We start from the raw sequence: 24,258 nt of genomic DNA on the forward strand, positions 1-24,258 counted from the left end.
GACACTGGTTGAACGTCGCCGCGAAGGCGAATCTGGGACGCATGAAGAACCCCGAATCCCGCCCGGTCCTGCAGTGGTCCGCGGCGATGGCGTTGTCCGGAACAATCGGCGCGGTCGTGCTCGAAAGCGGCGCGGCCGCCCCGGCGGTCGCGTTCGCCCGCTGCCTCGTCGGCGGCGTCCTGCTGGTCGTGTGGTCCCTTGCCCGCGGCTGGTTCCGCGACTGGCGGCCGACCCGCCGCGACCTGCTCCTCGCCGTCGCCGGCGGACTGCTGCTGGTCGGCAACTGGGTGCTGCTGTTCGCGTCCTACTCGCTGTCGTCGATCGGCGTCAGCACCGTCGTTTATCACACTCAGCCGCTGATCCTGGTCGGAATGGCGGCGATGTTCCTCGGCGAGAAGGTCGGCCGTTCGCACCTCATGCGAGCAGGTGTGGCGTTCGCCGGAGTGGTGGTGATTTCCCTTTCCGCACAAGGAGATGACGGACAACCGGTGCGGCTCGCGGGGATCGCGCTCGCCCTCGGCGCAGCCTTGCTTTACGCCGGTGCGTCCTTCATCGCGAAGCAGCTCAAGCACATCCGGCCGCATCTGCTCGCCGCGGTGCAGCTGACGGTCGGCGCGATCGTGCTCGCTCCCGCGCTGATGTTCACGCCGCTGCCGAGTTCCGCTCTGGGGCTGCTGTGGCTCCTGCTCCTGGGCACGGTGCACACGGCGGTGATGTACGTGCTGATGTACGCCAGCATCGGCAAGCTGCCGACCACGACGGTGGCGCTCCTGTCCTACCTGTACCCGGTGGTCGCGGTCGTGGTGGACATGCTGGCGTTCGGCCACCGGCTCACCTGGCCCGAAGGCCTCGGGATGCTGGCGGTGCTCGCCGCGGCGCTGGCTCCGCAGCGAGCCAAGGCAGATACGCGAAACGCCCAGCCAGGAATCCCCAGCCGGGCGTCTCGGTGAAGCGTAAAACTCAGTCGTGCTCGGGACCGGTGTGGTACTCGAACACCAGCCCGCCGACCGCGATGAGCAGCGCGACGAGCGCCATCACGAGGAGCCAGATGTGGAAGAACGCGAGCGCGAGGCCAGCGAGACCGGCCGACGCGGCGAGCGCGACCGGCCAGTAGCTGCCCGGGCTGAAGAAGCCCAGCTCGCCCGCGCCGTCGCTGATCTCGGCGTCCTCGCGGTCCTCCGGACGCTCCTCGATCCGGCGGGACACGAACTGCATGTAGCTGCCGGCGAGGAACGCCAGGCCGCCGGTCAGGAACAGCGCGACGATGCCGACCGGCTCAGCCTTCTGATCGGTGGTGAAGAGCGCGGTCATGACCCAGTAGACGGCGGTCATGAGGACGGCAAACCCCGCCACCATGTAGAAAATCCGGGCTTCGACCTTCATGGGATTGGTCCCCTGCTCCTTCTGGTTCGCCGTCAGTTGGACGCGGTGCGCGCGGTGCGGTCAGTGTTGAACGGCTTCGTGGTCACCGCGTACGGGCTGCACAGCTCGCCGCAGTTCATCGAAGCCAGCGCCTCGGACGCGGTGTTCGGCTTGCCGGTCTTCGGGTTCGTCGCGGCGCGCAGCTTGAGGTACTGGTCGAACTTGTCCGGGGACAAGGCCCGCACCTCGAAGTTCATCACCGAATGGTACGTCCCGCACAGCTCGGCGCAGCGGCCGACGAACGATCCCTCGCGGTCGATCGAGTTCTGGAACGAGCTGTCCTGGTTGTTCTTCTCCGGGTCCGGCATCACGTCGCGCTTGAAGTTGAACTCCGGGACCCAGAACGAGTGGATGACGTCCGTCGAGCGGAGCCGGTACTCGATGGTCTTGTTCGTCGGCAGCACGAGCAGCGGGATCTCGCCGGAGGAGCCGACGGTGCTCACCTGGGTGCCGTCGGCGCGCTTGGCGGCATCGCCCTCGTACTTGAACTCCCAGTTCCACTGGAAGGCGATCACGTCGACGACGACGTCCGGGTTCGGCTTCTTGTCGAGGACCTTGCTCTCGGTCGTCGCGGTGAAGAAGAACAGCACGCAGACCATGATCGTCGGGAGGACGACCGTGAAGATCTCCAGCGGGATGTTGTACTGGAACTGCCGCGGGAGGTCCTCGGGGCCTTCGGCGGCCGCGCCCTTCTTCTTGCGGTGGAAGATCGCGGTCCAGAAGATCAGTGCCCACACGATCGCGCCGACGACGAGCGCGGCGACGACCGTCCACGTCCAGAGGGTGCGCATCTGGTCGGCCTGCGGCGTGACGCCCTTCGGCCAGCCGAAGCGGAGGATCTCGTCTCCCGAGCAGCCCGTCGCGGTCAGCGCCACCAGCACGGCCAGCGCGGCGACACGCCCGACCCGCTTACCCACCGGGGTGCGCTCTGGTTTTCCCACTGCGCCCTGCCCTTTCACCCAACAGGCCCTCTCACACCGGGCCTTCTTCGACCGATCTTCGTGACAGGCGGAGCCTAGCCGAGTTGGCCGCTCCCGCTGACCAAGGGGTGACCAGTTGCGCCGCGCGTCACCCGCTTTCCGGGCGAGGCGCCCCGCCCCGGCATACTGGGCCCTTCCCCGGACCGGCCCGACCCTGAGGTGTGTGAGTACACGTGTGCGGCCTGCTTGGACTGATCTGCGCGACCGAAAACGACGCCTCGAACGCCCGTGAGAGCGTCGGCGCGGCGATGCGCTGCCAGCGCCACCGCGGCCCCGACGAGCAGGACACCTGGGCCGATGCCGAAGTCGTGTACGGCTTCAACCGGCTCGCCTTCATCGACGTCGACCACGCGCACCAGCCGCTGGTGTGGGGTCCGCCGGAGGCTCCGGACCGGTACACGCTGAACTTCAACGGCGAGATCTACAACTACCGCGAGCTGCGCGACGAGCTCGCCGAAAAATTCGGTGCGAAATTCGCCACTGAAGGCGACGGAGAGGCGATCGTCGCGGCTTATCACTACCTCGGCGACAAAGCGGTCGAAAAGCTGCGCGGCATGTTCGCGTTCCTGATCTGGGATTCGGCCGAAAAGGTCGTTTTCGGCGCGCGCGACCCGTTCGGCATCAAACCGCTCTACTACAGCGCCGGCCCGAAGGGCACCGCGTTCTCCAGCGAGAAGAAGAGCCTGCTGGAGCTGTCGGACACGCTCGGCGTCGCGCAGGAGCTGGACCGCAAGGCCCTGCAGCACTACCTGGTCCTGCAGTACGTGCCGGAGCCGGAGTCGCTGCACACCGCGATCCGCCGCGTCGAATCCGGCACCTCGTTCCGGCTCTCGCCGGGCGGGAAGACCGAGTTCACCCGCTACTTCCACCCGAAGTTCGCCGCGAAGCCGGTGAACAGCCAAGCCGAGGCCGACGCGCTGTACGAGCGCATCGCCGACGTGATGCGCGACTCGGTCGGCAAGCACATGATCTCGGACCCGGATGTCACCGTCGGCGCGTTCCTCTCCGGCGGCATCGACTCCACCGCGACCGCGACGCTCGCGAAGGAGCACAACCCGAACCTCATCGCGTTCACCACCGGGTTCGAGCGCGAGGGCTACTCCGAGGTCGACGTCGCCGCTGAATCGGCCGCCGCGATCGGCGTGAAGCACGTGGTCCGCACGGTGTCGGCGGACGAGATGATGGAAGCGCTGCCGCTCATCGTCTGGTACCTGGACGACCCGGTGGCCGACCCGGCGCTGGTCCCGCTGTGGTTCATCGCCCGCGAAGCGCGCAAGCACGTGAAGGCCGTGCTGTCCGGCGAAGGCGCCGACGAACTGTTCGGCGGCTACACGATCTACGGCGAGCCGATTTCGCTGGCCCCGTTCGAGAAGATCCCCGGCGGCGTACGCAAGCTGCTGGGCAAGGTGTCCACGAAGATCCCCGAGGGCACCCGAGGCAAGGACCTGCTGCGCCGCGGCGCGCTTCCGCTGGAAGACCGCTACTACGGCAACGCCCGCAACTTCCGCGACGAGCAACTGCGCGCGGTGCTGCGGACGTACGAGGAAGGCGTCGGCTTCAAGGACGTCACCGCCCCCTGGTACGACGTGTCCCGCGGCTGGGACCCCGTAGCCCGGATGCAGCACGTGGACCTCTACACCTGGCTGCGCGGCGACATCCTGGTCAAGGCGGACAAGGTCACCATGGCGAACTCGCTGGAACTGCGGGTGCCGTTCCTTGACGCCGAGGTGTTCAAGGTCGCCGCCTCAATCCCGCTGGACCAGAAACTCGCCCACGGCACCACGAAGTACGCCCTGCGCCAAGCTCTGGCGAAGATCATCCCCGGCCACGTGCTGAACCGGAAAAAGCTGGGCTTCCCGGTACCGATCCGCCTGTGGCTGCGCAACGAGATGTACGACTGGGCCCGCGGCATCATCAACGACTCGAAGACTGACGAGTTGCTGGACAAGAACGCAGTGCTGCGCCTGCTCGACGAGCACAAAGAAGGCCAACTGGACCGCAGCCGCCAACTGTGGGCCCTGCTGGTCTTCATGCTGTGGCACGGCATCTTCGTGGAACACCGCATCAAGCCGGAAATCCCAGAACCGGTCTACCCAGTCAAGCTCTAAGACGTCCGTGAGGGGAACCCTGAGGGACTCAGAGTCCCTCAGGGTTCCCCTCACGTCCCTAAAACCGCACCAGCGCACCCAACTCGAGGTGCACCCAGCCCCTCCCCCGCACCCCGATACGAAGCCTCCCTGCGGTCTGGGGGTGCTTGTCAAGGCATCTTTCCCGCCTTGACAAGCACCCCCAGACCGTCAGCACAATCAAGCTTCGGGGTGCCCCACGCAACCCAAACGGCAATGTCGCCGCCAGGCGACGAGCCGAAACCAAAAGCCTCAAGCAGGCAAAACCGCCGAAATCTCCTCAGCGGCCTCAGGCCCGAACGCCTCATTCAACCGCGTCAACGCCTCGGACCGCACGAGAGTCCACTCCTGCGTCCCCACAGTCTCCAGCACCAGCACAGCGATCAAACACCCCAACTGCGCAGCCCGCTCCAACCCAAGCCCGCCGTCAACCGCGGCAAGAAACCCAGCCCGGAACCCATCCCCAACCCCAGTGGGATCAGCCTTCCCCCGCTCCGGCACCGCCCCGATCTGCAGCGCAGTCCCATCGCGCCCAACGATCTCCACGCCCTTCTCCCCAAGCGTGGTAATCCTCAGCCCAACCCGCTCCAGCACATCAGCCTCAGTCCACCCAGTCTTCTGCAGCAACAACTCCCACTCGTAGTCATTGCTGAACAGATACTTGGCCCCCTCCACGAACGACCGCACCTGAGCCCCGTCCATCCGAGCCAGCTGCTGCGAAGGATCAACGGCAAACGTGTACCCCCGCTGACGGCACTCCTGAGCATGCCGAACCATGCCCTCAGGATCATCCGGACTGATCAACACGAGCCCAAGCCCGCCGACCCGATCCGAAATCGGCCCCATCTCGATATTCCGGGACTCCGCCATCGCACCCGCGTAGAACGTCGCGATCTGGCACATGTCCTCGTCAGTGGTGCACACGAAGCGCGCGGTGTGCGCGACCTCGGACACCAGCACGCCGGAGGTGTCCACGCCGTGCCGCTGCAGCCACGACTGGTAGTCCGCCCAGTCCTGGCCCACGGCTCCGACGAGCACCGGCTCCACGCCGAGCACGCCGAGGCCGAACGCGATGTTCGCGCCGATGCCGCCGCGGCGCACGACGAGGTCGTCGGCGAGGAAGCTCAACGACACCCGGTGCAGCTGCTCGGCGACGAGCTGCTCGGCGAACCTCCCCGGGAAGTGCATCAGATGGTCTGTCGCGATGCTGCCCGACACGGCGATCCTGGGCTTGTCTGCCACCGGTTCTCCTCACGAGGTGGATGAGCTGTCTTTTCGCGCCCTGACGCAAGTTACCCGCTGGTCATGACCCTTCCGGGTAGTTTCCGCGCCACGTTCCGACACTACCGGCCGGTACTCGTTTCCCGTTCAACTCCGGCTGAATAGCGTGACGTTCGTGAACCTCGCGACCGAACCGGAAACCCTCGGCGACCTGATCGCCGACTGCGCCCATCTCCCGTCCGCGCTGCGCCCCGAGCAAGCCGCCGGCCAGGCCCGGCTGCCCCGGCCGAGGGCCGCGCGGCCGTGGACGGTCGACGACGCCTGCCACGCACAGGTCGCCGACCTCGACGCGTACGTCTGACCTCGCGAAACCTCCGCGGCGGGTGCGAGCCGCGGCCGAAACGGACAACGGGCCCCGGCGCGGATGCGTCGGGGCCCGTTGTCGGCTCTGGGGCTCAGTGGAAGCTGTCGCCGCAGGCGCAGGAACCCGTGGCGTTCGGGTTGTCGATCGTGAAGCCCTGCTTCTCGATGGTGTCGACGAAGTCGATCACGGCCTCGGACACGTACGGTGCGCTCATCCGGTCCACGGCGACCTGGAGGCCGTCGAAGTCGCGGAACAGGTCGCCGTCGAGCGTGCGCTCGTCGAAGAACAGCTGGTAGCGCAGGCCAGCACAGCCGCCGGGCTGCACGGCGATGCGCAGGTGCATGTCGTCGCGGCCCTCCTGTTCGAGCAGCGCCTTCGCCTTGGCGGCCGCGGCGTCGGTCAACGTCACGCCGTGGGTCTCCTCGGCGGTCTCGGCCGCAGCCGCACCGGTCTGCTCAGCGGTCGTCATGGCACTCCCTCTTTGGTCGAACTCGCTGCGGGTACATCTCGTGTCCTACCTACAACACGGGACTCGCCCGATCTGTTCCCCTCCATCGTCGCATATGGAACGACCTGGTGAACAAAGCCGTGACGCCTGCAATACCCTGGTGAGGTGAGGTTCCTGCGCCGAAGCACCACTGACCCCGCCGCCGACGACTCCGCGGCCGAGGCCGCCGCTGTCGATTCCCCGGTCACGAGCAAGTCGTACACGCCGGGGAAGGGCAAGGCCACGCCGAAGCGGCGCGAGGCCGAGGGACGCAAGCGCGGGCCGGTCGCGGCGCCGCCCACCTCGATGCGCGAGGCGATGAAGCGCAACAAGGAGTTGCGCAAGGCGAACCCGGTCAGCAAAGAAGACCGCAAGGAAGCCGCCCGGCAGCGCCGCGAGCGGATGATGTCGGGCGACGACAAGTACCTGCCGCCGCGCGACAAGGGCCCGGTCAAGGCATACGTCCGCGACCTGGTCGACTCCCGGCGCAACATCCTCGGCCTGTTCATGCCGCTGGCGATCCTGGTGTTCCTCGCGCTGCTGGTCCCCGCGCCGGCGGTGCAGCAGTACATCACCCTGGTCTGCATGGCGATGCTGCTGGTCATGGCCATCGAGGGCTTCGTGAACGGCCGCAAGATCTCGAAGCTGGTCAAGGAGCGCTTCCCGAAGGAACCGGCGACGGCCACCCGCGGCGTCGGCTGGTACGCCTTCGTGCGGGCGAGCCAGATCCGCAAGCTGCGGGTTCCGAAGCCGCGGCTGAAGGCCGGGGACCCGATCCCGAACTGAGCCGTGCGGCACACAGGTCGTTAGCCTGGCGAACGAAACGTTTACCCTGTGGGCATGGAGTTTCGACGTCTCGGCCGCAGCGGCCTCAACATCAGTGAGATCTCCTACGGCAACTGGCTGACCCACGGGTCCCAGGTCGAGGAGGACCAGGCGCAGGCCTGCATCAAGGCGGCGCTCGACGCAGGCATCACGACCTTCGACACGGCTGACGTCTACGCGAACACCGCCGCGGAGTCCGTGCTCGGGCGCGGGCTGAAGGGCCAGCGCCGGGAGAGCCTGGAGATCTTCACCAAGGTCTTCTGGCCCACCGGTCCGAAGGGCCCGAACGACAAGGGCCTCTCGCGCAAGCACGTCATCGAATCCGCGAACGCGTCGCTCCAGCGGCTCGGCACCGACTACGTCGACCTCTACCAGGCGCACCGCTTCGACCGCACGGTGCCGCTGGAAGAGACGATGCAGGCGTTCGCCGACCTGGTCCGCCAGGGCAAGGCGCTCTACATCGGCGTCTCGGAGTGGAACGCCGAGCAGATCTCGCGCGGCGCGGCGCTCGCCCGCGAGCTGAAGATCCCGTTCGTGTCGAACCAGCCGCAGTACTCGATGCTGTGGCGGGTCATCGAGTCGCAGGTCGTGCCCGCTTCCGAGCGCGAGGGGCTGAGCCAGATCGTCTGGTCGCCGGTGGCGCAAGGCGTGCTGACCGGCAAGTACAAGGTGGGCCAGCCGCTGCCCGCCGGTTCGCGCGCGACCGACGAGAACGGCGGCGCGAACATGGTGAAGCGCTTCCTCGACGAGAAGACCCTCACCGCGGTCGCGAAGCTGGAGCCGCTGGCGGCCGACGCCGGGCTGTCGATGGCGCAGCTCGCCGTCGCGTGGGTGCTGCAGAACCCGAACGTCGCGTCGGCGATCATCGGGGCCTCGCGGCCGGAGCAGGTCTACGACAACGTCAAGGCGGCGGGCGTGAAGCTCGAGCCGGAGCTGCTGACCGCGATCGACGAGGCGCTCGGCGACGTCGTGATCAGCGACCCGGCGCTCACCGTCGCTCCCTGATCACCGCAGCAGGAACCGTTCCGCCACCGCGAGGTCGTGCGGATAGGTGATCTTCACGTTCTCCGCGCTGCCGGGCACCCACCGCACCGGCAGCGCGGAGAACCGCTCCATGCACGAAGCCGTGTCCGTGCCGAGAAACCCTTCCGCGGCAGCCTGTTCGTAGGCCGCCAGCAGCGGTTGCGCACGGAAGCCCTGCGGGGTCTGCACCCGGATCGCGCCCGGCAGCGGGCCGGCCACCTTGTCCGGTCCGGCCATCGAGACCACGTCGTCCGCGGCCAGGCCCGGCACCGCTCCCCCGTCTTCCCGCGTCCGTTCCAGCACCGCGGAGATCAGCTCCGGCGTCACCAGCGGGCGGGCCCCGTCGTGCAGCAGCACGGAATCCACTGTCCCGTCGGCGATCCGCGGCGCGAGATGGCGCAGCGCGTTCAGCTCGGAGGCCTGCCGCGTCGGGCCGCCGGGCACGATCTCGACCGGGACGGACAGCTCGGCGAGCACTTCCTCGGCCAGCGGCGCGTCCTCGGGCCGGATCACCAGCACCAGCACGCCGATCCCGGCCGCCGCGGCGAACGCGTCCAGCGACCACGCCACCACGCGCCTGCCCGCCACCGGCAGGTAGACCTTGTTCAGCGCGGCCCCCACCCGGGTCCCCGCACCACTGGCCAGCACGACCCCGGCCGCCGTCGATTCCCGCACGCCGACCGACCCTAAGGGCCGCGCCCCGGCGGCGGTAGGTTGGGCGCCGGGACGCCCAGCGGCGAAAGGAAACCTGGCTGTGGACACCGGCGAAACGGGCATCGAGTTCGGCGAGATCGAACCGCCGAGCGACCAGGCCCGGTCGGGCGCGATCGCGCTGCACGACAAGCTCGTCAAACCCGCGGGCTCGCTCGGCAGGCTGGAAGAGCTGGGCGTGTGGATCTCCTCCTGCCAGGGCCAGGCCCCGCCGCGGCCGTTCACCCGGCCGCGCGTCGTCGTGTTCGCCGGCGATCACGGCATCGCGAGGAAGGGCGTCTCGGCGTACCCGCGGGAGGTCACGTCGCAGCTCGTCGGCACCATGCTGACCGGCGGCGCGGCGATCAACGTGCTCGCCGCGGCGGCGGGCGCGGGCGTGCGCGTGGTCGACATGGCCGTGGACACCGAGGAATCCGCGATGCGGTCGATCGGCGAGTTCAAGGTGCGCCGCGGTTCCGGCTCGATCGACGTCGAGGACGCGCTCACCGACGCCGAAGTCCGCGCCGCGGTCAACGCCGGCCGCAAGATCGCCGACGCGGAGGTCGACGGCGGCGCGGATCTGCTGATCGCGGGCGACCTGGGCATCGGCAACAGCACCCCGGCGTCGGTGCTGGTCGCGGCGCTGACCGGCAGCGAGCCGGTCGCCGTGGTCGGCCGCGGTTCGGGCATCGACGACAACACCTGGATGCGCAAGGCCGCCGCGGTCCGCGACGCGCTGCGCCGGGCCCGTGCGGTGCTGGCCGACCCGCTCGCGCTGCTGCGGACGTCCTCGGGTGCGGATATCGCCGCGATGACGGGCTTTCTCGCGCAGGCGGCGGTCCGCCGCACGCCGGTGGTGCTCGACGGCCTGGTGGTCTGCTCCGCCGCGCTCGTGGCCGAAGAACTCGCTCCCGGCGCCCGCCGCTGGTGGATGTCCGGGCAGCTCACCGGCGAACCCGCGCACGCGCTCGCGCTGGAGCAGCTGGACCTCGGCGCGCTGCTCGACCTCGACGTCCGCCTCGGCGAAGGCACCGGCGCGGTCACCGCGCTGCCGCTGCTGATGATGGCCAGCCGCGTGCTCGCGGAAATGACCACGCACGAACAGTCCGGCGTCTCCGGACCGCTCTCGTCCTGAAAGCCGTGAAGGGCTCCTTGAGGGAATCTGATTCCCTCAAGGAGCCCTTCACGGACAGCTGGCTTCAGCTGAGCGGGATCATCCAGCCCGCGGGGGCCGGGCGGGTGCCCTCCTGGATCCCGACGAGCTGCTCGCGCAGGCTCATCGTGACCGTGCCGGGCTGTCCGCCGGAGATCGAGAACTCGCCGCCGCCGTGCTTCACGTGGCCGACCGGCGTGATGACCGCCGCCGTGCCGCACGCGAACACCTCGGTCAGCTCGCCCGAGGCGGCCGCCTTCTCCCATTCGTCGGTGGAGATCCGGCGCTCCTCGACCTTGTGCCCGGCGTCCTTCGCCAGCTGCAGCAACGACTTCCGGGTGACGCCCGGCAGCAGCGAACCGGTCAGCTCCGGCGTGACCACGCGGACGTCGTCGCCCGAGCCGAAGACGAAGAACAGGTTCATCCCGCCCATCTCCTCGACCCAGCGGCGCTCGACCGCGTCCAGCCACACCACCTGGTCGCAGCCCTTCTCGACAGCCTGCGCCTGCGCCACGAAGGACGCCGCGTAGTTGCCCGCGCACTTCGCCGCGCCGGTGCCGCCAGGGGCCGCGCGCACGTACTCGGTGGACAGCCACACGCTGACCGGCTTCACGCCGCCGCTGAAGTACGAGCCGGCCGGCGAGGCGATGACGGCGAAGACGTACTCGTCGGCCGGGCTGTTCACGCCCAGGCCCGCCGAGGTGGAGATCATGAACGGGCGCAGGTACAGGGAATCGCCCTCGCGGGTCGGCACCCAGCGCTCGTCGACGGCGATCAGCTCGCGCAGCGAGTCGACGAAGGTCTCCACCGGCAGCTGCGGCATCGCGAGCCGCTCGGCGGATTCGCGGAACCGCTGCGCGTTGGCGTCCGGCCGGAACGCGGCGATCGTGCCGTCCGGCTGCCGGTAGGCCTTGAGGCCCTCGAAGATGGCCTGGCCGTAGTGCAGCACGGACGTGGCCGGGTCGAGGGAGAACGGCTCGTACGGCCCGACCTTGGCGTCGTGCCAGCCCTTGTCGGTGCTGTAGCGCACGGTGACCATGTGGTCGGTGAAATGCGTGCCGAACCCCGGCTTGGCAAGTACCTCGGCGACGCGTTCAGGACTCGCGGGGCTCGGGTTCGGAACGTGGGTGAACTGCGTCGCTGTGGTCATGCATAAACGATAGCGCTTGGTCGGAAGCACGTTAGTCGGAAGTCCTGTGGTTTTACTCGCCGCACTGCCCCGCGCTCGCAGCGTCACCCCACTACGATGGACGGCGTGAGCACTCAACCAGCACGCCAAGCCGGGCCGGGCGCCGGGCCGGACGTCAAGACCTTCGGCACCGCGGCCCTGCTGACCTTCGGGGCCGGAATGCTCGGGATGGTCGGCTGGGGCCTGCTTTCCAGCGGGTTCGGCTTCTTCCTCGGCCTGGTCGTCGCCGGGTTCGGCATCTACTGGTGGAAGAACCTGCACGGCCAGGTGATCGCCAGGAACGTGCCGACCAAATCGGTGGTGATCCTGCTCGTCGTCAACATCGTGCTGTTCATCTCGCTGGTCCTGCTGGCCCACTAGGCCGCAGCCCGGCGGGCAGCTCCGGAGCGGGCCAGTCCGGGTCCGGGCGGAAATCGGTGTGCGTGCCGTCGAACGGATACGCGCCCCGCTCGGCCAGCGCGCCCATCCGTTCGCCTTCCGCGCGCAGCTTGCCGAGTTCGGCAGTGGTCAGCCGCCCGGCCTCGACGGCCGCTTCGGCCTCGTCCTCGTCCTTCCACTTCCAGCCCGCGCCCGGCGTCACGACCAGGTCGAGGATGCCGTCGATCCGGTCCGGGCCGGTTCCGGTGCGCCCGCGCGGGATTTCGAGGTTCACGTACCAGTCGCGGAAGCGTCCGTCCGCCTCGAAGAACCACCACACCGACGACCAGGCGTCGTCGGGAATCAGCCGCAGCGTCGAGGTGCCGTGCCAGATGTCCGGCACCCGCACGCGCGGCTCGCGAAACCGTTGCTCCAGCGGCGCTTCGCGCAGGCTTCGGCCGTCCGCGAGCCTGCTGCCGACGATCGGAGTGCCGAGCGGAAGCCAGCCGAGCAGCGTCTCGCCGTCGTCGGAGAGCACGCGCAGCGGATGATGCTGGCCGATGCTGCCGTCCGGGCGGACGAAACGTTCGACGACTGTCTGTCCCGGCGCCCAGCGGTGCTCAGTCATGCACGCCACGGTAGCGACGAACCCGCACCCGCAGCAGTACTTCGATCACCGCGCCGAGCCCGGCCGCGAGCAGCACCGCCGGCAGCGGGACGAACGCCGCGGCGGCCGCTGCCAGCAGTACGCTGACCGCGACCGGAGCCCCGCCGGACGGCGCAAACCGCTGTCGCGCCCCGACGAAAGTCGTGAATGCAGCGGGAAGAGTCGCCAGCACTGCGATCACCGTGAGCAACGGCTGAAGCTGTCCGGCGTCCGCGGCGGAAAGCAGATCCCGCATCGCCGTCCCGGACAACCCGAGCCGGATCGGACCCAGCTGGAAGAGCGTGACCGCGGTGACGACGACCGCGACCAGACCGAGAACGATCGCGCGTCCGGTGCTCCGCTCCCCCGGTTCCGGAATCAGGAACGGCAGCAGGAACAACGCCGCCACGGCAATCGCGGCCGCGTTCGGCGTCCCGATTCCGCCCGTTTGCGACACCGGAGCGACCGCGAGACACATCGCCACCAGCACCGCCGCGGCGGCCAGCAGCACACCCAATACCCACTTGACCAGCAGATCCGGCAATCGGAGCCCGGCGAAGTCCGCGGCGGCGACGAACACGACCAGCGCGGCGGCGGCGTATCCGGGCTGCAGCGGGAAGACGTACGCGCCGAAGGCCTGCGCGAGCACGACAATCTGTGTCAGCCGGGATAATCCGCCGACGATCCGGGCAGCCGGATCGGTGCCGAGCACGGGCAGCCGGGAAGCGCCGACCGCGGCCAGCGCGGCGAGCAAAACCCCGCCGAGCACCCAAAACCCGGCCCCGGCGGCACCCGCCGCCAGCGTCACCAGGAGTGCTCCCGCGAGCCGCACCGCGATCCCCCTTCCCCCGTCCGGATGGCTTTGTCATTAGCATGGCTCACGATCGACCGGGCAGATCGCCCGGCGCCACCGCGACGTCGCGAGGAGCCAGAAGTGACCGTGCCGAAGCTTGCCCTCTCCGAGAACACGGGTGCGGCATTGGGCAAGACCCGCGCCGACGTCGTCGTGATCGGCACTCTCCAGGGCGAGGACGGCCTCGCGCTCGCCGCCGGCTCCGAGGTCGCCGACGCGGCGTTCGACGGCAAGCTCGCGGAGGTGCTGGGCACGCTCGGCGCGTCCGGCAAGGCCGAGGAGATCGTGAAGCTGCCGACGCTGGGCAAGCTGCCCGCGGGCGTCGTGCTGGCCGTCGGCCTCGGCAAGCCGAAGGACGGGGAGATCACCGCCGAGCAGGTGCGCCGCGCGGCCGGCGCCGCGGCCCGCGCGCTGAGCGGCACCGAGCGGGCGTTCGTCACGCTGTCCGCCGTCGACCTGCACGCCGCCACCGAAGGCATCGCGCTGGGCGCGTACGTCTTCACCGAGTACCGCTCGGAGAAGGGCGACGCCCCGCTGGCGAAGGCCGACCTGGTCAGCCCGGCCGAGGGCACCGCGCGCGAGCACAAGGCCACCCTCAAGGCGGCCGGATTCATCGCCGAGTCGGTGATCATCGCCCGCGACCTGATCAACACCCCGCCGAACGACCTGTTCCCGGCGTCCTTCGCCGACCGCGCGAAGAAGCTCGCCGACGCGAACGGCCTGGAGTTCGAGGCGCTCGACGAGAAGGTCCTCAAGCGCAAGGGTTTCGGCGGCATCCTCGGCGTCGGCGGCGGTTCGTCGCGGCCGCCGCGCCTGCTGCGGATCAGTTGGAAGCCGGCGAAGGCGCGCAAGAAGGTCGCGCTGGTCGGCAAGGGCATCACCTTCGACTCGGGCGGCATCTCGCTCAAGCCCGCCGCCAACATGGACCACATGACCTCCGACATGTCGGGCGCGGCGGCCGTGCTCGCGTCGGTCGTGCTGGCAGCGAAGCTGAAGTACCCGCTCGAGGTCACCGCGCACATCCCGCTCGCGGAGAACCTGCCCTCGGCCACCTCCTACCGCCCGGGCGACGTCCTCACCATGTACGGCGGCAAGACCGTCGAGGTGCTCAACACCGACGCCGAGGGCCGGCTCGTGCTGGCCGACGCGATCGTGCGCGCGGCCGAGGAGAACCCGGACTACCTGATCGAGACCGCCACGCTGACCGGCGCGCAGGTGGTCGCGCTGGGCAACCGGATCTCCGGCGTGATGGGCTCGGACGAGTTCCGCGACCGCGTCGCGGGCATCATGCAGGCCACCGGCGAGGGCGGCTGGGCGATGCCGCTGCCCGACGAACTGCGCGGCGACCTCGACTCGCGGCTCGCGGACATCGCGAACGTCACCGGACAGCGCTGGGCGGGCATGCTCGTCGCGGGCGTCTTCCTGCGCGAGTTCGTGCCCGCGGACCTGCCGTGGGCGCACCTCGACGTCGCGGGCCCGGCCTTCAACTCCGGCGGCCCGTGGGGCTACACCGGCAAGGGCGGCACCGGCGTCCCGGTCCGCACCATCGCCGCGGTGCTGGCGGACATCGCCGACCAGGGCTGACCCTGTGCCGGAGGCCCCGCACCACGCCCGGTGCGGGGCCTCCGTCGTGTCCGCGGCCGTGTGGCACGCTCGCGTTCATGCAGCGCGACGACTACCTCGAAACCGCCGTCCGCGACGTGCTCACCGCCGACGAGGCCGCCGCTGACCGCCGGATCGGCCACGCCGCGCTCCTCCTCGCGACCGCTGGCGCTTCCGATGCGGCGGATCGCCTTGTCACGCAATGGCACGCAGTGACCGGACGCCCGACGTCCGTCCTCGCCGACGACGCCGTGCGCGCCCGCGCCTGGGCAATGCTCTTCGAGGCGCGCGGCGACCGTCCACAATGGGCAGACGCACTCGTGCCCTTGGACCTGGACGCGGAAGAGCAAGCCCACCAAGCACTCCTCGCCCGCCGAGTGTCCGATTTGGACGGCCTCTTCGACGGCTCACCAGTCGCCGGGGCAGTCTCCGCGCTCGCCCCGGAGCGCCCCGATCCAGTGCGCGACGCACTGGCCGCCGCCGACCTGGACGCGTGGGCCGCCCTCGTGGAAACCCACCCGAACCCGGACGTCGCGACCCTCGCCGCCACCCGCCCGCTCGCCGCCCCGCTGACCGCCGGCGCGGACCCGCTCGGCCTAGGCACGGAGTGGCCGGACCAATGCGCGGGCGCACTGATCGCCGCCCTGCGCGAACGCCATCCGACCGGCCCGGCCAGCCTGCCGGAACTGATCGCCGCGATCCTCCGGCTGCGCGGACAACGCGCCCCCGCCCCCACGCCGCCCGCCGACCTGGCCGCGACCGAACACCGCCTCGGCTTCCGCCTGCCCGACGACTACCGCGAGTTCCTGAAGATCGCGGACGGACTACCAGCGGACGTCGTCTTCCCGCGCCTGCTACCCGCCCGCGAACTGCGCGCCGACGGCGCCGTCGTGATCGTCTCCGACCCCGCCACAGTCCTGCTCACCCACACCGGCGACAACTGGCGAGCAGTCGAAGTCGACCTCACCTACGGCAGCACCGCACACGACTCGTTCCGCGCGCTGCTGGAACACCACCACCGGCTACTGGAAGCGAGTGCCTGACTCACCAGCTGAGTCCGTGAGGGGAACCCTCACGTACTCAGATTCCCTCAGGGTTCCCCTCACAACCAGCCGAAGTACGTGAGGGGAACCTTCACGTACTCAGGTTCCCTCAAGGAGCCCTTCACAGCCCACCCGCTCACCGCTCCGCCGCGACGCACCCAATGTGGCATTCGGTGCATCCCACGCACCCAATGCGGCATCCGGTGCGTCACATGCACCCAACGCCACATTGGGGCGCTAGCCCCCACCCACCAACAAACCGCACCGGTGCACCCAACGATCGAGGCACCCAGCCCCTCCCCCGCACCCCGATACGAAGCCTCCCTGCGGTTCGGGGGTGCTTGTCAAGGCATCTTTCCCGCCTTGACAAGCACCCCCGAACCGTCAGCACAATCAAGCTTCGGGGTGCCCCACGCAACCAAGAGGCAAGGTCGCCGCCAGGCGACGAGCCCCCCAAGAACTCAGCCCCACCGACTACGGCGAGCGACCACCCACCTCAACTACCCGGCCGACGCTTCTGCCGTTCGGTGTAATCCCGCATACGCTGCGGATAACCAACCCGCGCCACCTCATACACCGGAATCGTGTGCTTATGCCCGAACCGCTGCGCGGCGTCGAAACTCCCGATCCGCCGCCGGGTCCATTCGCCGTCGTGCGCGACGAGCACCACAGTGGTGTCGGTCACCGTGGTTTTCGGCTCGACGAAGGCTTCCACTCCGCGTCGCGCGGCAGCCCATTCCTGCAGGTAGCGGGTATCGGCCTGGCCTCCGGAGCGGCCTGCTCCAGCGGACGGGCCGCGTCTGCCGCGGCGGCGCAACGAGTCGAAGATCCCCACTTCGACCACCTTTCTTCCGGCGAGAGTCCGGACTCCATTATTCCCGGTGGCGCGTGTGGCCGGTGTCGCAGCGCCGCCTTGGCCCGGCTAGGTCGCAACACCGATCGGCGTAGTGACAAGATGGCTGTTGTCGCGCGCGCGTTTATACCGGGTGCCGCGGCGACCGAAGCTTCACCCCTATCGCTGCCGAGGAGTTATTGAAGTGAGCGACACCTCCGCCGACCTCGTGATCCTGGGAGGCGGATCGGGCGGCTACGCCGCGGCCTTCCGCGCGGCCGAGCTGGGCCTTTCCGTCACGCTGATCGAGAAGGACAAGCTGGGCGGGACCTGCCTCCACCGGGGCTGCATCCCGACCAAGGCCCTGCTGCACGCCGCCGAGGTCGCCGACGAGGCCCGCGACGCCGAGACCTTCGGAGTCAAGGCCGTGTTCGAGGGCATCGACATCGCGGGGGTGAACAAGTACAAGGACGGCATCGTCTCCCGGCTGTACAAGGGCCTCCAGGGCCTGGCCAAGGCGCACAAGGTGAACCTCGTCGAGGGCACCGGCCGGTTCGTCGGCGGCACGACCGTCGAGGTCGACGGCACCCGGTACACCGGCAAGAACGTCATCCTCGCCACCGGTTCCTACTCGCGCACCCTGCCCGGTCTCGAGCTCGGCGGCCGCATCATCGCGAGCGAGCAGGCGCTGACGCTGGACTACGTGCCGAAGAAGGTCGTCGTGCTCGGCGGCGGCGTGATCGGCGTGGAGTTCGCCAGCGTGTGGGCCTCCTTCGGGGTCGACGTCACCGTGGTCGAGGCGCTCCCGCGGCTGGTCCCGAACGAGGACGAGTACGCCTCCAAGCAGCTCGAGCGCGCGTTCCGCCGCCGCAAGATCGGCTTCAAGACCGGCGTCCGGTTCACCGGCGCGAAGCAGGACGACAACGGCGTCAGCGTGTCGCTGGAGTCCGGCGAAACGCTGGAAGCCGACCTGCTGCTGGTCGCCGTCGGCCGCGGCCCGAACTCGGCCGGGCACGGCTACGAGGAAGCGGGCGTCCAGATCGACCGCGGCTTCGTGCTCACCGACGACCGGCTGCGCACCAACCTGCCGAACGTGTACGCGGTCGGCGACATCGTGCCGGGCCTTCAGCTCGCGCACCGCGGCTTCCAGCAGGGCATCTTCGTGGCCGAGGAGATCGCCGGCCTGAACCCGCGCGTCATCGACGAGCGCGGCATCCCGCGCGTCACCTACTCGCACCCCGAGGTCGCCTCCGTCGGGCTCACCGAGGCGCAGGCCAAGGAGAAGTACGGCTCGGACGTCACCACGTTCACCTACGACCTCGGCGGCAACGGCAAGAGCCAGATCCTCAAGACCTCCGGCGGCGTGAAGCTGGTGAAGGCGCCGGACGGCCCCGTCGTCGGCGTGCACATGGTCGGCGACCGGGTCGGCGAGCTGATCGGCGAAGCGCAGCTGATCTACAGCTGGGAGGCGTTCCCGGAGGACGTCGCCCCGCTGATCCACGCGCACCCCACGCAGACCGAGGCACTCGGCGAAGCGTTCCTCGCCCTCGCGGGCAAGCCGCTGCACGTGCACAGCTGACGCGCAACCAGCACAATCCAGACCACGTCTTAGCGATCAAGGGAGCCAGCGAACAATGGCCTACTCCGTCACGCTGCCGGAGCTCGGCGAGAGCGTCACCGAGGGCACCGTCACCCGGTGGTTGAAGCAGGAGGGCGACACGGTCGAGGTCGACGAGCCGTTGCTCGAGATCTCGACCGACAAGGTCGACACCGAAGTACCGTCGCCGGTGGCAGGCACGGTCGTCAAGATCAGCGCCAAGGAAGACGACACCGTCGAGGTCGGCGGCGAGCTGGCGGTGATCGACGACGGCACCGGCGGCGTGCCCGAGTCCTCCGCGCCCGCCCAGCAGGCCGAGCCGGAGCCCGCCCCGCAGCAGCAGGAAGCCCCTGCTCCCGCCGCGGCGTCCGCCCCGGCCGAGTCCGCCCCGTCGCAGCCGGACACCGCTCCGGCCGCGGGCGGTTCGGGCACCGAGGTGAAGCTGCCCGAACTGGGCGAGAGCGTCACCGAGGGCACCGTCACCCGCTGGCTGAAGCAGGTCGGCGAGTCCGTCGAGGTCGACGAGCCGCTGCTCGAGATCTCCACCGACAAGGTCGACACCGAGGTCCCGTCGCCGGTCGCCGGCACCGTGCTGGAGATCCGCGCGGGCGAGGACGAGACCGTCGAGGTCGGCGGAGTGCTCGCGGTCATCGGCGACGCGAACGCCGCCCCTGCCGCGGCTCCGGCAGCCCCGGCTCCGGCTCCGGCGCAGGAGTCCAAGCCAGCTCCGGCTCCGGTGCAGGAAAGCAAGCCCGCCCCGGCTCCGGCCGCCCCGGCCCCCGCGCCCGCCGCTCCGGCTCCCGCGGCCCAGGCCCCGGCAGCTCCGGCTCCGGCCGCGCAGGCCCCGGCGGAATCCGCGGACGGCCCGTACGTCACGCCGCTGGTGCGCAAGCTCGCCTCCGAGCACGGCATCGACCTCGCGTCGCTGACCGGCAGCGGAGTCGGCGGCCGCATCCGCAAGCAGGACGTGCTCGCCGCGGCCGAGGCCAAGCAGAAGGCGGCTCCGGCCCCGAAGGACAACACTGCCGCGGCCCCGTCCGCCCCGGCCGCCGCCGCTGCTCCGTCCGCGCCGCGCGCCGCCGCGGTCTCGCCGGAGGTCGCCGCCCTGCGCGGCACCGTGCAGAAGGCGAGCCGGATCCGGCAGATCACCGCCACCAAGACCCGCGAGTCGCTGCAGGTCTCCGCGCAGCTCACGCAGGTGCACGAGGTGGACGTCACCAAGATCGCCAAGCTGCGCCAGCGCGCGAAGGCGGCGTTCAAGGAGCGCGAGGGCGTCAACCTCACGTTCCTGCCGTTCTTCGCCAAGGCGACGGTCGAGGCGCTCAAGCAGCACCCGAACGTCAACGCGTCCTACGACGAGGACACCAAGGAGATCACCTACCACGGCGCCGTGCACCTGGGCATCGCGGTGGACACCGAGCGCGGCCTGCTCTCGGTCGTGATCCACGACGCGGGCGAGCTGAGCCTCGCCGGTCTCGCGCACCGCATCGCCGACCTGGCGGCGCGGGCCCGGGCCAACAAGATCAAGCCGGACGAGCTGATCGGCGGCACCTTCACCGTCACGAACATCGGCTCCAACGGGGCCCTGTTCGACACGCCGATCATCGTGCAGCCGCAGTCCGGCATGCTCGGCACCGGCGCCGTGGTGAAGCGCCCGGTCGTCGTGGCCGACGCCGAGGGCAACGACACCATCGCGGTCCGCTCGATGGCGTACCTGCCGCTGACCTACGACCACCGCCTGGTCGACGGCGCGGACGCCGGCCGCTTCCTGACCACGATCAAGCAGCGGCTGGAAGAGGGCAACTTCGAGGACGAACTGGGTCTCTGATCCGGTAGCCCCCTCGGCCGAAGGCCCCGCACCCGCCCGGGTGCGGGGCCTTCGCGTTTTCCGACTTTCGGCTTATCCGAAATTCCGGAATATCGGAGTAAGCTGACGGCATGCTCACTCGACGAAGCTTGCTCACGTCGGTCGCAGCAGCGGGGGCCGCCACTTTCGTTCTGCCCTCGCTCGCGCTGGCCGACCCCCCGGACCAATCCACTCCCGAAGGCTGGCTCGCCCGGCTCGCGGCGCGCCGAGGCGACGTGTCGGCGGTTTTCGCCGACGGCACGGGCCGCCGGTTCAGCCATCTCCCGGACCGATCGCTCACCGTCGCGTCCGCGATCAAGGTGGTGCATCTGCTCGCCTACACGACCGCGGTCGCGCGGGGACGGCTCGATCCGGCCGAACAGGTGCGCGTCGGCGATTGGGGCGCGCGGCATCCGTACATCGGCGACGGCCCGGTCGGCCATGGAAACCACCGGAACGCGTTGACCTACCTGGGAATCCCGTGCGACGAGTACGGCGTCGCGAAAGACCCGGATCAGCGCGTGCCGCTGCGGAGCATCGCGCAGACGATGATCTTGGTCAGCGACAACTCCGCGGCCGACTACCTGCGCTCCCGGCTCGGCGACCGCGCGCTGCGGGAAGCCGCGGCCCGCGGGGGCTGGCGGATGCCGGACGTCCGGATGTTCGGCGGCGAGGTGTTGCTGCTGTATTTCCCCGAGTACTGCCCGCCGCCGGGCAGCCCGGTCGAGGTCCGCCGAGCAGCGGGAGACGCGCTTTCGGACCGGTTCGCGTGCGACCCGTCGTTCCGGGCCCAGGTACTCCCCCGCGCCGCCGAGAAGCCGCCCTCCGCGGAAGCGATCATGGCGTGGTCGGCCGCGACCGGACAGGGCAGCGCCGCGCAGTTGTTCGGACTGCACCACGAAATCGCCACGAGCCGCGATCGAGCGGCCGTCCTCGCCCAGCAACTCCTCGACGTGCCCATCACGAAGAAGCCTTCAGGCTCGAAAGCCTTGCTGTACAAGGGCGGAAACCTTCCAGGATTCCTCGTTCTCGGGTTCGACGTGCTGTGGCCGGACCGCCGTCCCGGCACCAGCACGATCTTCCTGAAGAACTGCACCCCGGAAGATCTCCAGTACGCCCAAGTGCTGATTCAGCTGTGCGTCGACGCGCTGTACCTCCCGGACACCTTCTCCGCACTGGAGCGCGCGCTGGGACACTGACCCGCATGACCGAAGACCTCGCCGAGCGCGTCGCGGCGCTCGAACGCCGGATGGCCGCATTGGAGGGGCGGCCCGCCGAATCCGTCCAGAGCGGTCCGCAGGGGATCGTGGGCTATCAGGGTGAATTGAGCGATCCCGAGCTGCGCTGGGAAATCCGGCTCACCACGCCCGCGGTCCTCTCGCTGCCGGACGGGCCGCGCGCCGAGGTGCTCGCCGCGCTCGCGAACACCGACCGGATCGCGCTCGTCCGGCTGCTCGCCCGCGACGGCGCGCAAACCGGTGCCGCGCTGCAGGAAGCGGCCGAACTCAGCTCGCCGGGGCGGCTTTATCACCACCTCAAGGCGCTCACCGCGGCCGGGCTGGTCGAGCAGGACCGGCGCGGCAGCTACCGGCTCAAGCCGACCGCCGCGATTCCCGCGCTGGTCCTGCTGACCGCCGCCGCCGACGTCGCCGGTCAGCTCCGCCCGGGTGTGCACGAGCCCGGCCGATAGGACACGATCAGAGGCATGCGGGTACTCATCGCGGGCTCCGGCGGTCTCCTCGGCACCGCATTGACCGGACGGCTGCGCGAATCCGGGCACGAAGTGCGCCGGCTGGTGCGGCGCACCGCGCAGGCTTCCGACGAGAGCGGCTGGGACCCGCCGTCGGGAAGGATCGACGACGGCGCGTTCGACGGCATCGACGCGGTGGTGAACCTGTGCGGCGCACCGCTGTTGCCCGGCCGCTGGAGCGGAATGCGCAAACAGCAGCTACTCGACAGCCGCGTGGAGCCGACCGAAGTGCTCGCCGAAGCGGTGGCCGAACACGGCATCGGCGTGCTGGTGAACGCCTCGGCCGTCGGCTACTACGGCAACTCCGGGTCCACTGTGGTCGATGAGAACACCAAGGCGGGCAACGGTTTCCTCGCCGAAATGTGCACCGAATGGGAGGCCGCGACCGCCGCGGCGACGAATGCCCGGGTGGTCTCGATCCGCACCGGTCTCGTCCTCGCGCGGCAAGGCGGCCTGCTCGACGTGCTGCGTCCGCTCTTCCGCTTCGCGCTCGGCGGACGGCTCGGCGACGGCAGCCAGTACATGCCGTGGATCGCGCTGGACGACGAAATCGGTGCCCTCGTGCACATCCTGGAGCACGACTCGCTGTCCGGCCCGGTTAACCTCACCGGCCCGATCCCGGTCACCAACGCCGAGTTCACCCACGCCCTCGGCCACGCCGTGCAGCGGCCCGCGCCGTGGTGGGTGCCGGAAATCGCGATGAAGATCGCCCTCGGCCAGGCCGCCGAAGAGATGGCGTTGTACGGGCAGCGCGCAGTGCCCCGGAAGCTCGAGGCGAGCGGTTACGAATTCCGGCACCGCACCGTCGACAGCGCGCTCGCCGCGGCGACGTGACGATGCCGCGCGTCCGGTGGATCGTCACCGGGGTGGTGCTGTTCGCGGCCTTCCTCTGGCTGGGATTCCTGGTGGACCGGCAGCCGCTGCAGCTCGACGTCGAGGTCGCTCTGGCCTTGCAGGGACAGGACACCCGCCCGGCCGGGCAGATCGCGGGCGTGGTGACGAACGTCCTCGGCCCAGTTCTGCCGTACGTGCTCGGTGTGGTGCTGCTGGCGATCGTGCTGCGGGACCGGTCGCAGTTCTCGCTGTGCGTGCGGCTTGCCGTGGTCCTTCTGCTCTGCCGGCTGACCAGCCTGGCGTTCAAGCCGGTGTTCCAGCGGCAGCGGCCACGCGTGTACCCGGATCTGAGCTACCCCAGCGGCCACGTCGTTTCCGTCGCGACGACCGGCCTGGTCGTGGTCCTGCTCTGCGCCTGGCTCCGGCCGCGGCTCGCGCGGTGGGCGATCTGGATTTCCGCCGCGGCGACCGTGCTGGCCGCGGCCTGCCGGATCGTGCTCGGCGTGCACTGGGTGACCGACACCGTCGGGGCCGTGCTCGCTGTGCTCGGCGTGGGGCTGGTGTCAGCGACCGCACTCCGGCTGATCCCCTTTCCGGCGGGCGGAAGGCGTAGCCTCGACGGGTGAGTTCTTCGAGCGCAAGCTGTCGCATCGCCGCCGAACCCCTGGTCGTGCGCGAGGTCGGGACGATCGACTACACCGAGGCCTGGGACCTGCAGCGGGAGATCCTCGCCGCCCGCGCGGACGAGACCGGGCCGGACACCATGCTGCTGCTGGAGCACCCGTCGGTCTACACCGCGGGCAAGCGCACCGAACCCGAGGACCGGCCGTCCGACGGCACCCCGGTGATCGACGTCGACCGCGGCGGCAAGATCACCTGGCACGGCCCCGGCCAGCTGGTCGGCTACCCGATCCTGAAGCTCGCCGACCCGATCGACGTCATGCACTACGTGCGGCGCCTGGAAGAAGCGCTGATCGCGGTGTGCGACCGGTTCGGCGTGCGCACCGGCCGCGTCGAGGGCCGCAGCGGCGTGTGGATCCCGGCCGACGAACGCGGCATCGAGCGCAAGATCGCCGCGATCGGCATCCGCGTCCAGCGCGGCGTGACGATGCACGGGTTCGAGCTGAACTGCAACGCCGACCTCGCCGCGTTCGACAACATCGTGCCGTGCGGCATCCGCGACGCGGGCGTCACCTCGCTGTCGTACGAGCTGCAGCGCGACGTCCCGGTCGCCGAGGTGCTGCCGCTGGCGAAGGAACTGGTGCTGGCCGCGCTCGAAGGCGAACTGCCGGTGAGCGACGACCGCTGGCTGCCGCGTCCGGAGGCCCCGAAGGCCCCCGGCGTCACCTTCGCCCTGCAAAACTGACCCCAGCTGTCCGTGAAGGACTCCTTGAGGGAATCTGATTCCCTCAAGGAGT

At 69.8% G+C, this 24,258-nt stretch carries 25 protein-coding genes; 16 read left to right on the plus strand and 9 right to left on the minus strand.

Going from position 1 to position 24,258, the window contains the following annotated elements; genetic code table 11:
• The first annotated feature begins 41 nt into the window (after positions 1 to 41).
• Positions 42 to 950 carry a DMT family transporter gene (locus ABD156_RS08100; RefSeq protein ID WP_344268352.1) on the plus strand — a complete coding sequence of 303 codons (909 nt, stop codon included), beginning with the start codon at positions 42 to 44 and terminating at the stop codon, positions 948 to 950.
• A gap of 10 nt (positions 951 to 960) precedes the next feature.
• Here the strand turns inward: ABD156_RS08100 and ABD156_RS08105 are convergent, their stop codons facing one another.
• Together ABD156_RS08105 and ctaC are read right to left on the minus strand one after the other, a co-directional pair.
• A complete protein-coding gene (locus tag ABD156_RS08105; RefSeq protein ID WP_344268354.1) occupies positions 961 to 1,383 on the minus strand; it encodes a cytochrome c oxidase subunit 4 in 423 nt (140 codons plus the stop codon).
• Positions 1,384 to 1,415: 32 nt separating this feature from the next.
• Positions 1,416 to 2,363 (minus strand): aa3-type cytochrome oxidase subunit II, encoded by a 948-nt coding sequence (ctaC, locus tag ABD156_RS08110; RefSeq protein WP_344268357.1) that lies wholly within the window; start codon positions 2,361 to 2,363, stop codon positions 1,416 to 1,418.
• Between the two features lie 212 nt (positions 2,364 to 2,575).
• On the opposite strand from ctaC, the gene asnB reads away from it, so the two are divergent.
• On the plus strand, positions 2,576 to 4,510 hold the full coding sequence (gene asnB / locus ABD156_RS08115) for an asparagine synthase (glutamine-hydrolyzing) (protein ID WP_344268359.1): 1,935 nt from the start codon (positions 2,576 to 2,578) through the stop codon (positions 4,508 to 4,510).
• Between the two features lie 270 nt (positions 4,511 to 4,780).
• Here asnB and ABD156_RS08120 read toward each other — a convergent pair whose 3' ends face one another.
• Positions 4,781 to 5,770 carry a carbohydrate kinase family protein gene (locus ABD156_RS08120; protein ID WP_344268362.1) on the minus strand — a complete coding sequence of 330 codons (990 nt, stop codon included), beginning with the start codon at positions 5,768 to 5,770 and terminating at the stop codon, positions 4,781 to 4,783.
• A 154-nt stretch (positions 5,771 to 5,924) separates the two neighbouring features.
• Between ABD156_RS08120 and ABD156_RS08125 the strand changes: the two genes are divergently transcribed.
• Positions 5,925 to 6,110: a hypothetical protein gene (locus ABD156_RS08125; RefSeq protein WP_344268365.1), complete on the plus strand. Its 186-nt coding sequence runs from the start codon at positions 5,925 to 5,927 to the stop codon at positions 6,108 to 6,110.
• Between the two features lie 94 nt (positions 6,111 to 6,204).
• Here the strand turns inward: ABD156_RS08125 and ABD156_RS08130 are convergent, their stop codons facing one another.
• Positions 6,205 to 6,582: a HesB/IscA family protein gene (locus ABD156_RS08130; protein ID WP_037809530.1), complete on the minus strand. Its 378-nt coding sequence runs from the start codon at positions 6,580 to 6,582 to the stop codon at positions 6,205 to 6,207.
• Between the two features lie 144 nt (positions 6,583 to 6,726).
• Here ABD156_RS08130 and ABD156_RS08135 point away from each other — a divergent pair, with 144 nt between their 5' ends.
• Together ABD156_RS08135 and ABD156_RS08140 are read left to right on the plus strand one after the other, a co-directional pair.
• A complete protein-coding gene (locus ABD156_RS08135; protein WP_344268369.1) occupies positions 6,727 to 7,386 on the plus strand; it encodes a DUF3043 domain-containing protein in 660 nt (219 codons plus the stop codon).
• Positions 7,387 to 7,440: 54 nt separating this feature from the next.
• On the plus strand, positions 7,441 to 8,430 hold the full coding sequence (locus ABD156_RS08140) for an aldo/keto reductase family protein (RefSeq protein WP_344268372.1): 990 nt from the start codon (positions 7,441 to 7,443) through the stop codon (positions 8,428 to 8,430).
• Here the strand turns inward: ABD156_RS08140 and ABD156_RS08145 are convergent, their stop codons facing one another.
• Positions 8,431 to 9,123 carry an IspD/TarI family cytidylyltransferase gene (locus ABD156_RS08145; protein ID WP_344268375.1) on the minus strand — a complete coding sequence of 231 codons (693 nt, stop codon included), beginning with the start codon at positions 9,121 to 9,123 and terminating at the stop codon, positions 8,431 to 8,433.
• Between the two features lie 79 nt (positions 9,124 to 9,202).
• On the opposite strand from ABD156_RS08145, the gene cobT reads away from it, so the two are divergent.
• Positions 9,203 to 10,273 carry a nicotinate-nucleotide--dimethylbenzimidazole phosphoribosyltransferase gene (gene cobT, locus ABD156_RS08150; protein WP_344268378.1) on the plus strand — a complete coding sequence of 357 codons (1,071 nt, stop codon included), beginning with the start codon at positions 9,203 to 9,205 and terminating at the stop codon, positions 10,271 to 10,273.
• A 64-nt stretch (positions 10,274 to 10,337) separates the two neighbouring features.
• Here the strand turns inward: cobT and ABD156_RS08155 are convergent, their stop codons facing one another.
• Positions 10,338 to 11,441 carry a branched-chain amino acid aminotransferase gene (locus ABD156_RS08155; protein WP_344268381.1) on the minus strand — a complete coding sequence of 368 codons (1,104 nt, stop codon included), beginning with the start codon at positions 11,439 to 11,441 and terminating at the stop codon, positions 10,338 to 10,340.
• A 96-nt stretch (positions 11,442 to 11,537) separates the two neighbouring features.
• Here ABD156_RS08155 and ABD156_RS08160 point away from each other — a divergent pair, with 96 nt between their 5' ends.
• Positions 11,538 to 11,840, plus strand: a complete 303-nt coding sequence (locus ABD156_RS08160; protein ID WP_344268384.1) for a hypothetical protein — start codon at positions 11,538 to 11,540, stop codon at positions 11,838 to 11,840.
• Here the strand turns inward: ABD156_RS08160 and ABD156_RS08165 are convergent.
• Positions 11,812 to 12,465 carry a ribonuclease FAU-1 family protein gene (locus ABD156_RS08165; protein WP_344268387.1) on the minus strand — a complete coding sequence of 218 codons (654 nt, stop codon included), beginning with the start codon at positions 12,463 to 12,465 and terminating at the stop codon, positions 11,812 to 11,814. The two genes, ABD156_RS08160 and ABD156_RS08165, sit on opposite strands and share 29 nt — an antisense overlap.
• Entirely contained in the window at positions 12,458 to 13,315 is an 858-nt protein-coding gene (locus ABD156_RS08170; RefSeq protein ID WP_344268391.1) for a sulfatase, read from the minus strand. Before ABD156_RS08170 ends, ABD156_RS08165 begins: the two co-directional genes overlap by 8 nt.
• Positions 13,316 to 13,417: 102 nt before the next feature.
• Between ABD156_RS08170 and ABD156_RS08175 the strand changes: the two genes are divergently transcribed.
• A complete protein-coding gene (locus tag ABD156_RS08175) occupies positions 13,418 to 14,920 on the plus strand; it encodes a leucyl aminopeptidase (protein WP_344268394.1) in 1,503 nt (500 codons plus the stop codon).
• 77 nt (positions 14,921 to 14,997) lie between these two features.
• The gene (locus ABD156_RS08180) at positions 14,998 to 15,981 is read left to right on the plus strand and encodes an SMI1/KNR4 family protein (protein WP_344268397.1); all 984 of its coding nucleotides are present in this window, start codon (positions 14,998 to 15,000) and stop codon (positions 15,979 to 15,981) included.
• A gap of 496 nt (positions 15,982 to 16,477) precedes the next feature.
• Here ABD156_RS08180 and ABD156_RS08185 read toward each other — a convergent pair whose 3' ends face one another.
• Positions 16,478 to 16,825 carry an oxidoreductase gene (locus ABD156_RS08185; protein WP_344268400.1) on the minus strand — a complete coding sequence of 116 codons (348 nt, stop codon included), beginning with the start codon at positions 16,823 to 16,825 and terminating at the stop codon, positions 16,478 to 16,480.
• Positions 16,826 to 17,018: 193 nt separating this feature from the next.
• On the opposite strand from ABD156_RS08185, the gene lpdA reads away from it, so the two are divergent.
• The 7 genes from lpdA to lipB all read left to right on the plus strand — a co-directional run bounded on the left by lpdA (position 17,019) and on the right by lipB (position 24,206).
• Positions 17,019 to 18,392, plus strand: a complete 1,374-nt coding sequence (gene lpdA, locus ABD156_RS08190) for a dihydrolipoyl dehydrogenase (RefSeq protein WP_344268403.1) — start codon at positions 17,019 to 17,021, stop codon at positions 18,390 to 18,392.
• A 55-nt stretch (positions 18,393 to 18,447) separates the two neighbouring features.
• Positions 18,448 to 20,238: a 2-oxoglutarate dehydrogenase, E2 component, dihydrolipoamide succinyltransferase gene (sucB, locus tag ABD156_RS08195; RefSeq protein ID WP_344268406.1), complete on the plus strand. Its 1,791-nt coding sequence runs from the start codon at positions 18,448 to 18,450 to the stop codon at positions 20,236 to 20,238.
• Between the two features lie 110 nt (positions 20,239 to 20,348).
• Positions 20,349 to 21,455: a serine hydrolase gene (locus tag ABD156_RS08200; RefSeq protein ID WP_344268409.1), complete on the plus strand. Its 1,107-nt coding sequence runs from the start codon at positions 20,349 to 20,351 to the stop codon at positions 21,453 to 21,455.
• A gap of 5 nt (positions 21,456 to 21,460) precedes the next feature.
• Positions 21,461 to 21,946 (plus strand): ArsR/SmtB family transcription factor, encoded by a 486-nt coding sequence (locus ABD156_RS08205; protein WP_344268411.1) that lies wholly within the window; start codon positions 21,461 to 21,463, stop codon positions 21,944 to 21,946.
• Positions 21,947 to 21,961: 15 nt separating this feature from the next.
• Positions 21,962 to 22,840 carry a TIGR01777 family oxidoreductase gene (locus tag ABD156_RS08210; protein ID WP_344268414.1) on the plus strand — a complete coding sequence of 293 codons (879 nt, stop codon included), beginning with the start codon at positions 21,962 to 21,964 and terminating at the stop codon, positions 22,838 to 22,840.
• Positions 22,837 to 23,466, plus strand: a complete 630-nt coding sequence (locus ABD156_RS08215; RefSeq protein WP_344268417.1) for a phosphatase PAP2 family protein — start codon at positions 22,837 to 22,839, stop codon at positions 23,464 to 23,466. The genes ABD156_RS08210 and ABD156_RS08215 overlap by 4 nt, the downstream gene beginning before the upstream one ends.
• The gene (lipB, locus tag ABD156_RS08220; protein ID WP_344268420.1) at positions 23,463 to 24,206 is read left to right on the plus strand and encodes a lipoyl(octanoyl) transferase LipB; all 744 of its coding nucleotides are present in this window, start codon (positions 23,463 to 23,465) and stop codon (positions 24,204 to 24,206) included. Before ABD156_RS08215 ends, lipB begins: the two co-directional genes overlap by 4 nt.
• Positions 24,207 to 24,258 lie beyond the last annotated feature (52 nt).

Origin of the sequence: Amycolatopsis albidoflavus, from assembly GCF_039525725.1 — a bacterium.
GTDB lineage: Bacteria > Actinomycetota > Actinomycetes > Mycobacteriales > Pseudonocardiaceae > Amycolatopsis > Amycolatopsis albidoflava.